The organism is Chryseobacterium electrogenes, from assembly GCF_053553015.1.
This window is the reverse complement of the sequence record NZ_JBNPPB010000002.1, coordinates 2,596,474-2,610,287: the sequence shown is the minus strand read 5'-3', so window position 1 is coordinate 2,610,287 and position 13,814 is coordinate 2,596,474. Positions and strand designations below refer to the sequence as shown.

The window sequence follows — 13,814 nt, the reverse complement described above, 5'->3', positions numbered from 1 at the left end:
ATTTTTACAATGAATTTTATAGAACAGTATTTCTCAAAATACTCCGAAGAAAAAATTATCAAATGGTTTAAGCAAGTTTGTGTTGCAGAAGCCATCTCCTGTTTTTTACTGTACGGCGTTGCCATGATCTGGAGACGCTATGATGAAGATGGATTACTCCCAACAATCTTCATTATTTTGATTGGTAATATCCATGGATTATTTTTCACCTTATATCTTTTACTTTGTATCCCTGCAAAAAAGATTTTTAATTGGGATGACGAAGATTTTGTTTTTGCCTTGGGATCAGCATTTTTCCCATTTGCGACCATCTGGGTAGAAAAAAAATTAGCAAAAAAAGACCGCGGACAAGATTAATTAATCGACTAACATTTTACGATAAAATATACCGTTAAATCTATTCAATTATTTGGATAGATTTATTTTTTTTTAATTCTGTTGTAACAAAATCACCTCTTATGTTGTCTAATTCTATGAGATCTGAAAATTTAAATAAAAACCAAATTAAAATTTCAGCACTGCAAATCAGATAGTTAAATTAAAAATAAAAACATTTATAGTACTTTGTATTGCATGATACCATTTTTAATATATATCTTTGCAATAGAAAATATCAAACTAAACACACCACTTAAAATAATAATTATGAAAACATCTATATTAATTGCCACTATATTCTTCAGCGGACTTGCTGTTGCACAACAACAAAAACCTGTTGACACCATAAAAACTGAAAAAACAAAGGAGATTGAAGGCGTAAGCATTACAAAACAAGTCTTCAAAAAACAAAGTGACCGTTTTGTTTACGATGTAGCAGCATCACCAGTGGCAAAAGGAAATACAACTTTTGACATTCTAAAACAGACGCCACTCATCTCGACAACTGATGATAAAAACTTAAAAATTGCTGGTAAAAACAATGCCTTAATCTACATTAATGGTCGCAAATCTAATATGGATGCAGAATCATTAGTACAGTTTTTGAAAAATACTCCTGCAGAAAATATTCAAAAAATTGAAGTTATCACAATGCCTGGCAGTGAATATCAGGTAGAATCTTCTGACGGAATTATCAACATCGTCCTTAAGAAAAAGATGACAGATGGACTTAACGGAAATCTTAGGATGTCTAATGCTCAGAATAAATATAATGGATCTTCTACAAGTCTATCACTTAATTACAGAAAAGATAAATTGGGTATCAGCGCCAACCTTAGCGGTAGCGAGAATATTGAAGCACAAGAATATATTCTAAAGAATGGTAATGCTCAATCTACTAACCAATCTGTTGGTAGAATAGATGACCCTAACAAAAACTTAGGTGGATACCTCAACATAGATTATCAATTAACGGAGAAAAGTAACCTCGCATTAACCTGGAATACTTGGGCTAATAAAAGCTATGATTCTAGAGTTAATCTTTTTAACACCGTAAGAAATCTTACCGAGAATAACATCTGGAATGAGAGTTATAACAGGTCTAAAAATGTAGAAAATGCAAGATCATATAACAATTCATTCAACTTAAATTATGAACTAAAAACTGACAGTCTAGGAAGCAAACTTAATCTTAACGCGTCATACTTGACTTACAAACGTTTCCAAAACTCAGATAATAATACTGTGATCTCGGATGCTTACGGGAATGATGGTAATATCATGCAGAAAATATCACAAGATATTCCTCAGAAAATTCAGAATTTTTCTGGAATGGTAGATTATATCAAGAAATTCAAAAATGATTTCACAGTCTCTATCGGTGGTAATTATAATAAAACTAAAACGGATAACGATACACAAAATGATACATATCGTTACTCTTATACAGACGCTGGTGTGTTAGATAAAACAATAAAATTATCTGCGCCCAATCATTTTATTTATGACGAAAATATCTACGGTGTTTATTTGACTTTAGAGAAAAAATTATCCGATAAATTCTCAGGAAAAATAGGCTCTCGCTACGAAATCACCAATAGTGTCGGCACCTCAGACAATCCACCAAAGGATAGACAAGATATGGCAAGAGTAGAACAAAATTACAACAACTTCCTGCCTTACTTGAGCCTTAATTATGCCATTAATGATAAAAATAACATCTCTTACGCATTCTCTAGCAGAATGAGAAGGCCGAGTTTTTGGGAGCTTAATCCTGTAAGAAATATCTTGACAGCGACTAATTATACACAGAATAATCCTTTTGTAAAATCGGCATCTACGTATAATCAAGAGTTGACGTATATGTTCAAAAACTCTTATTTCTTAGTTCTTAATCACTCTTATTTCAAAGGAGTCATAACTCAAATTCCTTTGCAGAAAACAGTAGGTCTACCAAGAGTAGATAGCAATGGACAGCCAGTATTAGCGCCAGACGGAAGCCCAATTATAGATAATGTAAGAAAGCTGGCTTATGTAAGAACTAACTTCGGAGATAAGCAAGAAATGTCAGCAATGCTTGGGATGCAGAAATCATTTTTTAATCAATATCTAACGACCAACTTTAACATTGGTGTACAACATAATCGTAATAAAGGTTCTCTTAACACAGATCCTACAACGGGAGAAGTTTTCGATACTTATATCAATAACAGAAACTCCAGCAGTATGATAATTCAGACCAATAATACCATTAGATTAGATAAAGCTAAAACTTGGTTTGCTGGCGTTAATTTCTTCTATGTTGACAAACAACAGATTGAATTAGGAATGTTAAAAAGCTTATCCAGCTTAGATCTTAGCATCAAAAAAATCTGGAACAATTGGACATTTGCCGTTAATGTGAGCGATGTACTTCGTACTAATGTTATAAAAATCGAAGATTACCAAGACAACGGAAGCTATAACATTGTTCAGAATGACCAATTCCGTAGAGGAGTTACAGCAAGTATTGTGTATAACTTCGGGAATCAAAAAGTTAAAAAAGTAAGAAACATAGACAGCGCCGACAAGGATATCAAGAACAGAACAAGATAAAACATATTATATAGTTAAATTTTCATTTCATTTTTCAATAACAAAAACTCCAACCTTTTTCGGGTTGGAGTTTAGTTTTTTATATATTAAAGTAGAAATTATTTAACCTTTGGCAAGAATACCTCAGCCAACATACATCGTGCACTACCACCACCGTTAACTTCGATGGTATTAAGATCCGAATATATAATTTCGCAGTGTTTTTGGATGTTAGAAATCTGACTTTCATTTAAAGATTGATAAGCCGTCTGGCTCATTACCAAAAATCTATCACCCGCATTATTCTTAACTTGCAACATATTACCTGCAAATTGTTGCATCTGCTCTTCTGAGATTTCTATGATTTCTTTTCCAGAATTTTTAATCGTTTCGATAACTTTGCTTCTTTCCAGATCGTCATCAATACAATCAAGACAGATTACGACAAACTGATCCGCCACACACATCATCACATTAGTATGATAGATCGGCAATCTCTCTACACCAACCGATTGGTAAGAATGAAAAACAATTGGCGTATAATTGTATTTAGCACAAAAATCACGGAACAAAGCTTCATCAAGACGTAGCGATACCGAACCGTAAGCCAACTTCTTATCATGATCGAAAATCATACTTCCTGTACCTTCTAGAAAGTGATTGTTATTTTCGCTGTCGCTCCAATCATCAATTTCGGATACTAAGAAACCTTTAGACTTTAGATCTTCGATAATATCCAATCGTCTTTCTACACGGCGGTTTTTCGCAAACATTGGATAAAGCACAACTTTGCCATCCTCAGAAAAACTCACCCAATTATTAGGAAAAATAGAATCTGGAGTATGTGGCTCTAAGGTATCTTTAACCGTGATAACATTAATTGATTTGCTTCTTAGTTTCTCCACAAAACTATTGAATTCTTCTAAAGCTTTTTCTTGAATTCCCGCAGCTTTTTGTTCAACTTGGAAATAATTATTTTCGGCAGTTTCTGCATTATAACCGAAAGCAATCGGCTCTATCATTAATACGGTATCTGTTGTCTGCATTTTCTTTGAATTTTAAATAAATAAAGCTAAAATTATCCTCTTACCAATGGCATTGTAGAACATCGTAATAAACCTCCCATTTTGGAAATTTCGCGGTAAGGGATTTCTTCTACAGTAATGCCCCACTCTTCTCTGAGATGATTGTTCATCCTTGTAAAAGCTTTGTCTGAAACCACAACTTCTGGTGAAATTGAGAAAATATTAGGAAACATCTCAAACATCTCTTGATCATTAACTTCAAAACAGTTTTCTTGCCCAAAAATATCTAGAATTAAATGGTAATCACTTTCGTCCACAAAACCATTTTTGTAAATAATACATTTGTCTTTTCCGACTGGATTAAAGGTACAATCGAGATGCAAAACACCTTGATAAGGTTCTTTATCATTTTTCTTTAATTCGAAATCAAGAATCCTTTTTTTTGGGAAATATTCTTTAAGAATTTCTATGGCATATTCGTTGGTTCTGGCAGTTTTAAAGTTTCTATAATCTTGGCTATAACATGTCCCGATAAATAAGAAATCATCCCAAACAATAACGTCTCCGCCTTCTATGTGTGCAGTTTCTGGAAGATTAATAATATTGCGCCAACCAACTTGTTCAAAAATTTTACGGTAAGCATCTTGCTCATCTGCACGATCTTCGATAATGTTAGAAATAACCATTTTATCATCAATCACAAAGGCAACATCTCTAGAAAATACCTGATTATAATCTTCTATAATCTCTGGTCTAAGGACTTCTACATTGTGTTTTTTAAGAACTTTTTCGAACTCTGTCATTTCCATCACAACATCTTTCTCCTGTGGATAGATATTATGCTGAATTGTATGATAGGATTTGGCGTCATAACTTTCTTCGAGAGTTGGGATTGTACCTAAAGAGTTAGGTTGACCAAGGACAACTGATTGAAGCTTTCCTGTTTCGTTTTTTATATTTAGATTCATAAAATTTCTGAATAAAACAAATATAACAAAAGTCTATTTTATAAAATTATCGACAATAAGCAATTAAATCTAAGCTAAACTATACAATCGCAAAAAATATCCAACTAATAGTTTTAAACCAAAAAATCATCCTTAAAACTTCATTTTAACGGATGAATTATTTAAAATTAAAAAAATATTTCTAATAAATAAAATCTAAAAACTTACAAAAGACCTAAAAAAAGAGCTCCCAATAATTGGAAGCTCTTAGATATTTTTGAAAATACTTAATTATTTTCTATCATTCATCGCAACATAATCTCTTAATGCTGCACCTTGATATACTTGTCTTGGACGACCGATTGGGTCTCCTTTCAATCTCATTTCTTTCCATTGAGCAATCCAACCTGGTAATCTACCTAATGCAAACATTACTGTAAACATTTCTGTTGGGATGCCTAATGCTCTGTAGATAATTCCTGAATAGAAATCTACGTTAGGATAAAGCTTTCTTTCTACGAAGTAATCATCCTCTAGAGCTACTTTTTCTAATTGCATTGCGATATCTAGAGCTTTGTCTTGGATACCTAATGAGTTAAGAATATCGTCTGCAGCCTTCTTGATGATCTTAGCTCTTGGGTCAAAGTTTTTATAAACTCTGTGTCCAAAGCCCATTAATCTAAATGAATCTTCTTTACTCTTCGCTTTCTCTACCCACTTGTTAACATCACCACCATCTTTTTCGATCAATTCTAACATCTCGATAACCGCTTGGTTAGCACCACCGTGAAGTGGACCCCAAAGTGCAGATACACCAGCAGAAACAGACGCGAATAATCCAGTATGTGCAGAACCTACCATTCTTACAGTTGATGTAGAACAGTTTTGCTCATGATCTGCGTGTAGAATTAATAGTTTATCCAAAGCATCAACAACAACTTTATCCATTTCAAATTCTTGATTTGGAAGTCTAAATGCCATTTTGTAGAAGTTCTCTACATAATTAAGGCTGTTATCACCGTGGTTAATTGGTAAACCTTGAGTCTTTCTGTATGTCCAAGCACAAAGATGAGAGAACTTAGCAATCATTAACTCTGCTGCATGATCCATCTCTTCTTTAGAATTAACATTAACCGCCTTAGGGTTAAAAGCTGTTAAAGCTGAAGTTAAAGATGACAAAACACCCATTGGATGGGCAGAACGAGGGAAAACATCGATGATCTTCTTCATCTCGTCTGCGATGAAATTATATTTTTTGATATTTTGATCAAAACCAGTGAATTGATCTTGCGTAGGTAATTCTCCATGCAACAAAAGATACATTACCTCAGTGAAATTAGATTTCTCAGCGATTTGCTCGATAGGATAACCTCTATAGAACAACTCTCCTTGATCTCCATCCAAGTAAGTAATATCACTGATTGTTGCACCAGTATTTTTGTAACCTAAGTCAAGGGTAATAAGACCTGTCTGATCTCTAAGCTTAGAAATATCTATCCCTCTATCACCTATAGTGCTATCTACGATAGGATATTCGAACGCTTTACCGTCGTAATTCAATATAACTTTATTGTCTGACATTATTAAATAAATTTTGGTTAAATATACATAAAAAGAGCTGACTGTAACAGTACTAGCTCTTTAAAGTTTGTTAAATTTTGTATACTATCTCTTAATTTTAAAAGCATCCAAACCTGGGAAAATTGCTGTTTCTCCTAAAGCTTCTTCAATTCTTAAAAGCTGATTGTATTTTGCCATTCTATCAGAACGTGATGCAGAACCAGTTTTGATCTGTCCACAATTCATAGCTACAGCAAGATCTGCAATAGTAGAATCTTCAGTCTCTCCAGATCTGTGTGACATTACAGAAGTATATCTGTTATTCTGTGCCATCTGTACAGCTGCCATAGTTTCTGACAATGTACCAATCTGATTAACTTTTACTAAGATAGAGTTAGCTGTCTCTTCCTTAATACCTCTAGACAATCTTTCTACATTGGTTACAAATAAATCATCACCAACTAATTGTACTCTATCTCCAATCTTATCTGTTAACATTTTCCAACCTTCCCAGTCATCTTCGTGCATACCGTCTTCGATAGAGATAATTGGGTATTTTGCTGCTAATTCTGCTAAATAATTAACTTGTTCTTCTCTGCTAAATTGAGCAGATTCTGGTGTTTCAAATTTTCTATAATCATAAACTCCATCCTTATAGAACTCTGATGCTGCACAATCCAAAGCAATCATAACATCATCACCTGGTGTATAACCTGCTTTTTCGATAGCTTGTAATAAAGTATCTAATGCGTCTTCTGTACCAGCAAAAGTTGGTGCAAAACCACCCTCATCACCTACAGCTGTAGATAATCCTCTAGAGTGAAGAATAGCTTTTAGGCTATGGAAAATCTCCGTTCCTTTTCTTAAAGCATGAGAAAAAGAATCTGCCTTAACTGGCATAACCATAAACTCTTGGAAAGCAATAGGAGCATCTGAGTGAGAACCTCCGTTAATAACATTCATCATTGGTACAGGAAGCGTATTAGCATTAACTCCTCCAATATATTTATACAAAGGCATTTTAAGCTCTGCTGCTGCGGCTTTTGCTGCTGCAAGAGAAACACCCAATATAGCATTAGCACCTAGGTTACCTTTATTAGGCGTCCCATCAAGATCAATCATAATCTGATCTAATAGGTTTTGTTCGAAAACAGGAAGTCCTATTAATTCTGGAGCAATCACTTCTTTTACATTTTCGATCGCTTTTAAAACACCTTTACCTAGATAATCTGTACCACCGTCACGCAATTCTACTGCCTCGTGCTCACCTGTAGATGCTCCAGAAGGAACTGCTGCACGTCCCATAGCACCATTTTCTGTAAAAACATCAACTTCGATTGTAGGATTGCCTCTAGAATCCAAAATTTGTCTCGCGTCGATAAAAGAAATGTAACTCATAAATTATATTTTAAGATTTTCAAGTTTACTATTTAAACTACGCAAATTTAATGATTTTAATAGAAATTGACTACATCTTAAGATATATTCTTATATAAATATTAGTCCATTACCATAATATAATATGAACAATCAAATGCTTAATTAATACTAATTACACAAAATGAAGGGCCTAACTCTAATATTTGGGAGAAATAATTCTATTTATTTTTAACACAAAGTGTAATAATTGGCATTATTCTTGTCAACTAATCACGAAATAAAAAATATTAAAGTTAAAATTTTTAATATAAAATCGCAAAAAACACCATTTAAAAAGCATAATTAAAAAAATAACGAAATTAAAAATAAAGCATAAAAATAAAAAAATAATCAAAAATAATATATTATGCATAAAATAATACCACCTAAATCAACCTATAACAAATAATAACAAACGAACAATACAAATATGTTGCGATTTTAAAAAATAAAATTTAACTCAAAAAAAATAAAAAAAATTCAATTTAACTTTTATTAATAAGTTAAAATTCTTATTTTGCACTAAAGAAAACTAATAAATTATTTATAAGACATTATGGACTACAAAAACATTTTAATAGAAGAAAAAGAAAACATATCTATTCTAACTATAAATAGACCACAAAGTCTCAATGCTCTTAATGCTCTTACGTTAAAAGAAATACATTTAGCCTTAAACCAGTTAAAAGAAAATAAAAAAGTAAAAGCGATTATCATCACTGGATCAGGAGAAAAATCTTTTGTTGCCGGAGCTGATATCAAAGAATTTATAGATAGTGACGTAAATGCGGCTAAATTACTATCGCAAACTGGTCAAAAAGAAGTATTCGATTACATCGAAAATTTTAACAAGCCAGTAATAGCAGCCATCAATGGATTTGCTTTAGGTGGAGGATTAGAACTAGCCATGGCATGTCACATTAGATACGCATCTAACAACGCAAAACTAGGGCTACCAGAAGTAACTCTTGGGTTAATACCCGGCTATGGAGGTACCCAACGACTACCACAACTTGTAGGAAAAGGTATTGCAAATGAAATGATATTTTCCGCAAAAATGATATCTGCAGAAAAAGCAAAAGAAATAGGACTAGTTAATGAAGTTTTTTCATTACAAGAGCTTCTGCCAAAAACTGAAGAATTAGCAAACCAAATTGCAAAAAATTCTCCAATGGCAATAGAAAGAGCCATTAAAGTCATTAACATTAAAAACAACAATGGTTTTGAAGAAGAAATACAACATTTTTCAGAGCTATTTGGCCTCGCAGATAAGCAAGAAGGCGTTAATGCATTTATAGAAAAAAGAAAACCTCAATTTTAAAAATAAAAAAATTGAAGCATAATAAATTTGACATTGCCTATCTCAAGATGGCATTAGAATGGGGAAGCCTCTCTTATTGCAAAAGAAAAAAGGTTGGCGCACTAATCGTAAAGGATAGAATGATCATCTCTGACGGATACAATGGTACACCTTCTGGTTTTGAAAATCAATGCGAAGATAGCGATGGCAAAACAAAATGGTATGTTTTGCATGCTGAAGCTAATGCAATACTAAAGATTGCAGGAAGCACACAGTCTGCACAAGGCGCTACGCTATACCTTACAATGTCTCCTTGCAAAGAATGCAGCAAGTTAGTCTTACAATCTGGCATAAAGCGAGTTGTATATATTAACGAGTATTCTGACAATTCTGGGTTAGCATTTTTACAAGAAGCCAATATAGAACTTCTTAGAATAAACGAAAAAGAACTTTACGATGATTAAAGTAACGACATAATATAAACACAAAAACACACACAACAATGAACTGGGATGAAAAAATTTTAGAATTCTCTAATTACTTAAAATTTGAGAGAAACTTCTCCGACAACACACTCGACGCTTACGTCAGAGACATTAAGAAACTTCATGAGTTCTCGAAAGTAGAATTAGAAGGAGTAACACCCGATAATATTAGCTTCGAAAACTTACAAGAATTTGTCTATCAATTATCAAAAAAGAAAATTAGCGAACGCTCACAAGCGCGTTGGATTTCTTCTATAAAAGCTTTTTTCAAATATCTAGTAGAAGATGAGATAAGAACAGACAATCCTGCTACACTCTTAGAAGGACCAAAACTAGGACTTTATCTACCTGATACTTTGAGTATGGATGATATAGAAAAAATCATCAACTGCATAGATCTTAGCAACGATCTTGGAAAAAGAAACAGATGTATTCTAGAAGTATTATACGCATGTGGACTGAGAGTTTCAGAGTTAATTGAATTGAAAATATCCAATATCAATTTCAAAGAAAACTACCTAAAAGTACAAGGAAAAGGTGATAAAATGCGTATTGTTCCTTTAGCCAACTATACTTGTGACATCCTTAAGGACTACATCACCAATGTAAGAAATAAAGTTAAAATTAATAAAAAGCACGAAGACACAGTATTTTTAAACAGCAGAGGTGCTAGCATGTCTAGAGTAATCGTATTTATTATCATTAAAGAATTAACAGAAAAAGCAGGGATAAACAAAAACATTTCTCCGCACACCTTCAGACATTCTTTTGCGACGCACTTATTACAAAATGGTGCAGACTTACGCTATATTCAGGAGATGTTAGGTCACAGTAGCATTACAACAACAGAAATATACACACACCTGAAAACAGAAGAATTAAGAGATGTAATTCTCAATTATCACCCAAGAAATAGTATTTTTTAACTAATGAAACACCTTTCTTTTTGTCCAAAATGCGGTCATCAAAGCTTAATCTGGGATGGCGAAAAAAAATGGTCCTGTAACGATTGTGACCATGTAATGTATCATAATTGCGCAGGTGCTGTTGCAGTAATCATTAGATATAAAGACGAAGTCTTACTAACCAGACGTAACCAAGAACCCAAGAAAGGTAAATTAGACTTAAGTGGTGGTTTTGTAGACCCAAGAGAAAGTGCTGAAGAAACATGTAGACGAGAGCTAAAAGAAGAATTAGATATTGACATCAATCCTAGTTTGTTAGAATATAAAACAAGCCTACCTAACACATATCTATATAAAGACATTAATTATAATACTTTAGATTTATTTTATGAATATGAAGTAGATGAAAAATTTGAAGTAACATTAGAGCTTTCCGAAGTTTCGGATTATGTATGGGTAAAAAAAGAAGATATCAATATTGATGATATAGCCTTTGACTCTCAAAAACAATTTTTCAAAAATTATTAAGATCAATTTCTATAAAAACAAAAGCCTCATAAATTAAATTATGAGGCTTTTTATATTTTATAATAACAACTTACAGTTGAGGACCACTAGCTACAAGAGCTTTAGCGGCATCATTATCTGTATATTGTTCAAAATTAGCGATATATTTCACTGCTAGATCTTTCGCTTTAGTTTCCCATTCGCTTACATTAGCATAAGTATCTCTCGGATCCAAAATCCCTTCTGATACCTTAGGCAAAGCAGTTGGAAACTCTAGATTCATTACAGGAACTATTTGAGTTTCGGCTTTATCAATAGAACCATCTAAGATTGCATCAATAATTGCTCTTGTATCTTTAAGAGAAATTCTTTTGCCAGTACCATTCCACCCAGTATTTACAAGATAAGCTTTAGCACCATGTTCTTTCATTTTTCCAATCAAAGTATGAGAATATTTCGTTGGATGTAATGATAAGAAAGCTTCTCCAAATGCAGGAGAAAAAGATGGCGTAGGCTCTGTAATACCACGCTCAGTCCCTGCTAGCTTTGATGTATAACCACAAAGGAAATGATATTGTGCTTGGTCATCTGTTAGAATTGAAACCGGAGGCAAAACTCCAAAAGCATCAGCAGAAAGATAAATAATCTTTTTAGCATGACCCGCTTTAGATGGTAAAACAATTTTGTTAATATGATAAATTGGATAAGAAACTCTTGTATTTTCTGTGATAGATCCATCAGCAAAGTCCACAACACCATCATCACCTACCACAACATTCTCTAATAAAGCATCTCTCTTGATTGCTGCGTAAATGTCTGGTTCTTTCTCTTCTGATAAATCAATGACTTTAGCATAACATCCGCCTTCGTAATTAAAGACACCATTATTATCCCAACCGTGCTCATCATCTCCGATAAGATAACGTTTCGGATCTGCAGAAAGTGTTGTTTTACCAGTCCCTGACAATCCGAAGAATACAGCAACATCACCTTCTTCTCCTACGTTAGCAGAACAGTGCATAGATGCCATCCCTTTTAGTGGAAGATAATAATTCATCATCGAGAACATACCTTTCTTCATCTCTCCACCATACCAAGTTCCGCCAATGATCTGCATCTTTTTAGTTAGATCAAACATCACAAAAACTTCTGAATTAAGTCCTTGTTCTTTCCAATTAGGATTAACTGTCTCGGCAGAATTAATTACCAAGAAATCTGGTTCTCCATAATTAGACAACTCATAGTGAGACGGACGAATAAACATATTCATTACGAAATGCGCCTGCCAAGCCACTTTGGTTACAAATCTAACCTTAAGTCTCGTGTCTGGATTAGTCCCACAAAATGTATCAACAACATACAATTTCTGATTAGACATATCCTTAGTTACCAATCCTAAAAGGTTATCAAAAACTTCTGTTGTTGTTGGACGGTTAATATTACCATCCCACCAGATTGTATCTTCTGATGTAGCATCTTTAACAATAAATCTGTCCTTAGGAGAACGCCCTGTAAAAATCCCTGTTTTTACCGATACTGCTCCTAATGTTGTAAGGCTACCTTTAGCGAATCCCTCATTGTTAGGGCTCATTTCTTCTTGAAAAATTCTTTCATAAGAAGGGTTGTACAAAATTTCTTCGTTTGTCGTAATTCCGTTACGATCTAAGTAGCGCTTGATGTGTTCCATGATTTACTTATTACTTATATTTATTTGACTTGCTCACAAAATTAATTAACTAATCGACACCTACTAGTTAAGCGACAATGACATTAGTCAGTTCTGAAAAAAATCATGTTTTTTCTGATGAGTCAATCATATTTTCCCAAGAAAAGACATTTTTATAACCTTTTTCTATGAAATATTTTTCATAATTCTCAAAGCGACAACTCATTACAAAGTCACCTCCCCAAGCGCCAAGACTTTTGATAAAAGTAGGGCAATCTTGGAAGTATTTTTCCTTTGCGGTTGGTAATCCTAAGAAATCAGATAAAAGTATTTCATGGTCTTGCATTAAGGCCGAAAACTCGTCCAAAGTTTTGACTTGTAAAACCGATTGGGTTATTTCTGAAAATCTTCGGACTAAATATAATAATTTTTCTTTAGAACGGTAAAGTCTTATTCCTTCCCTGCTATCCTGCTTTTTCCCGAGATGTATGAAAATCAAATCTCTCCTAAAATCAGGACTAAAATCGACCTTTTCATAATTAACATCATTATTTTCTCGCCAGAAAAGTATGGCAGATTGCGCTTTTGCGACTGCAATATCATAACCACTCCCGCCTAAAGAAAGCTCGTTTAACATAAAAGCATCCACTCCACTCCACTCTGCGAGATTAGTCATCAATGTAGAACTACTTCCCAAACCATAATCAGCAGGAAACTGAAGGTTGGTTGTAAGATAATAGGATTTGCTATCAGAAAATATAGCGCTACCTAATTCTTGAATATTTTGTAAGGTCTTAAGTATAAAAGCTGCAGCATCTGGCAGATTAGTATCTACAACGATCCAATTTTTATAATCTATGGTGATATCAAGCCAATGTTGATCTTGATGTTTGGCTTTCCAAAAAATTAGTGATTGCTGATTATCGTCTTCATCAAAAAAAAACTCTTGCCCCCATTTTGTAGGTACGGCAAGAGCTATAGCGCCGTCTAAAACGACATATTCTGATGTGAGCAATAATTTTCCTGGCGAAAATATCCTACCCATTTA

Annotated in this window: 12 protein-coding genes; 6 read left to right on the top strand and 6 right to left on the bottom strand. The window is 33.5% G+C overall.

Translation table 11 applies throughout. The annotated features are described in order from the left end of the window. The first annotated feature begins 9 nt into the window (after positions 1-9). Both ACQQ6V_RS11960 and ACQQ6V_RS11955 read left to right on the top strand, forming a co-directional pair. Positions 10-357, top strand: a complete 348-nt coding sequence (locus ACQQ6V_RS11960; RefSeq protein ID WP_448845755.1) for a DUF3817 domain-containing protein — start codon at positions 10-12, stop codon at positions 355-357. 288 nt (positions 358-645) lie between these two features. Beyond that, entirely contained in the window at positions 646-2,973 is a 2,328-nt protein-coding gene (locus tag ACQQ6V_RS11955) for a TonB-dependent receptor domain-containing protein (RefSeq protein ID WP_448845754.1), read from the top strand. Between the two features lie 98 nt (positions 2,974-3,071). Here ACQQ6V_RS11955 and ctlX read toward each other — a convergent pair whose 3' ends face one another. From ctlX to eno, 4 genes are all read right to left on the bottom strand, one after another. Further along, positions 3,072-3,998, bottom strand: a complete 927-nt coding sequence (gene ctlX / locus ACQQ6V_RS11950; protein WP_448845753.1) for a citrulline utilization hydrolase CtlX — start codon at positions 3,996-3,998, stop codon at positions 3,072-3,074. A gap of 32 nt (positions 3,999-4,030) precedes the next feature. Further along, the gene (locus ACQQ6V_RS11945; RefSeq protein WP_448845752.1) at positions 4,031-4,945 is read right to left on the bottom strand and encodes a dimethylarginine dimethylaminohydrolase family protein; all 915 of its coding nucleotides are present in this window, start codon (positions 4,943-4,945) and stop codon (positions 4,031-4,033) included. A gap of 270 nt (positions 4,946-5,215) precedes the next feature. Continuing rightward, positions 5,216-6,505: a citrate synthase gene (locus tag ACQQ6V_RS11940; RefSeq protein ID WP_448845751.1), complete on the bottom strand. Its 1,290-nt coding sequence runs from the start codon at positions 6,503-6,505 to the stop codon at positions 5,216-5,218. Between the two features lie 84 nt (positions 6,506-6,589). Next, positions 6,590-7,882: a phosphopyruvate hydratase gene (eno, locus tag ACQQ6V_RS11935; RefSeq protein ID WP_448845750.1), complete on the bottom strand. Its 1,293-nt coding sequence runs from the start codon at positions 7,880-7,882 to the stop codon at positions 6,590-6,592. Positions 7,883-8,459: 577 nt separating this feature from the next. Between eno and ACQQ6V_RS11930 the strand changes: the two genes are divergently transcribed. Genes ACQQ6V_RS11930 through ACQQ6V_RS11915 form a run of 4 tightly spaced genes read left to right on the top strand, consistent with a single transcriptional unit; the run spans position 8,460 to position 11,121 of the window. Further along, positions 8,460-9,224 carry an enoyl-CoA hydratase/isomerase family protein gene (locus tag ACQQ6V_RS11930; RefSeq protein WP_448845749.1) on the top strand — a complete coding sequence of 255 codons (765 nt, stop codon included), beginning with the start codon at positions 8,460-8,462 and terminating at the stop codon, positions 9,222-9,224. 11 nt (positions 9,225-9,235) lie between these two features. Further along, entirely contained in the window at positions 9,236-9,667 is a 432-nt protein-coding gene (locus ACQQ6V_RS11925; protein WP_448845748.1) for a deoxycytidylate deaminase, read from the top strand. A 38-nt stretch (positions 9,668-9,705) separates the two neighbouring features. Beyond that, a complete protein-coding gene (gene xerD / locus ACQQ6V_RS11920) occupies positions 9,706-10,614 on the top strand; it encodes a site-specific tyrosine recombinase XerD (RefSeq protein WP_448845747.1) in 909 nt (302 codons plus the stop codon). A gap of 3 nt (positions 10,615-10,617) precedes the next feature. After that, entirely contained in the window at positions 10,618-11,121 is a 504-nt protein-coding gene (locus ACQQ6V_RS11915) for an NUDIX hydrolase (RefSeq protein WP_448845746.1), read from the top strand. 70 nt (positions 11,122-11,191) lie between these two features. On the opposite strand, the gene pckA is transcribed toward ACQQ6V_RS11915, so the two are convergent. After that, the gene (gene pckA, locus ACQQ6V_RS11910; RefSeq protein ID WP_448845745.1) at positions 11,192-12,787 is read right to left on the bottom strand and encodes a phosphoenolpyruvate carboxykinase (ATP); all 1,596 of its coding nucleotides are present in this window, start codon (positions 12,785-12,787) and stop codon (positions 11,192-11,194) included. A 103-nt stretch (positions 12,788-12,890) separates the two neighbouring features. After that, positions 12,891-13,811: a GYDIA family GHMP kinase gene (locus ACQQ6V_RS11905; protein ID WP_448845744.1), complete on the bottom strand. Its 921-nt coding sequence runs from the start codon at positions 13,809-13,811 to the stop codon at positions 12,891-12,893. Positions 13,812-13,814 lie beyond the last annotated feature (3 nt).

Bases quoted from the DNA above. Each gene is read 5' to 3' on its own strand.
- ACQQ6V_RS11940 (WP_448845751.1), bottom strand. From the start codon at position 6,505: ATGTCAGACAATAAAGTTATATTGAATTACGACGGTAAAGCGTTCGAA.
- ACQQ6V_RS11905 (WP_448845744.1), bottom strand. From the start codon at position 13,811: ATGGGTAGGATATTTTCGCCAGGAAAATTATTGCTCACATCAGAATAT.
- ACQQ6V_RS11930 (WP_448845749.1), top strand. From the start codon at position 8,460: ATGGACTACAAAAACATTTTAATAGAAGAAAAAGAAAACATATCTATT.
- xerD (WP_448845747.1), top strand. From the start codon at position 9,706: ATGAACTGGGATGAAAAAATTTTAGAATTCTCTAATTACTTAAAATTT.
- ACQQ6V_RS11955 (WP_448845754.1), top strand. From the start codon at position 646: ATGAAAACATCTATATTAATTGCCACTATATTCTTCAGCGGACTTGCT.
- ACQQ6V_RS11915 (WP_448845746.1), top strand. From the start codon at position 10,618: ATGAAACACCTTTCTTTTTGTCCAAAATGCGGTCATCAAAGCTTAATC.
- pckA (WP_448845745.1), bottom strand. From the start codon at position 12,787: ATGGAACACATCAAGCGCTACTTAGATCGTAACGGAATTACGACAAAC.
- ACQQ6V_RS11945 (WP_448845752.1), bottom strand. From the start codon at position 4,945: ATGAATCTAAATATAAAAAACGAAACAGGAAAGCTTCAATCAGTTGTC.
- eno (WP_448845750.1), bottom strand. From the start codon at position 7,882: ATGAGTTACATTTCTTTTATCGACGCGAGACAAATTTTGGATTCTAGA.
- ctlX (WP_448845753.1), bottom strand. From the start codon at position 3,998: ATGCAGACAACAGATACCGTATTAATGATAGAGCCGATTGCTTTCGGT.
- ACQQ6V_RS11960 (WP_448845755.1), top strand. From the start codon at position 10: ATGAATTTTATAGAACAGTATTTCTCAAAATACTCCGAAGAAAAAATT.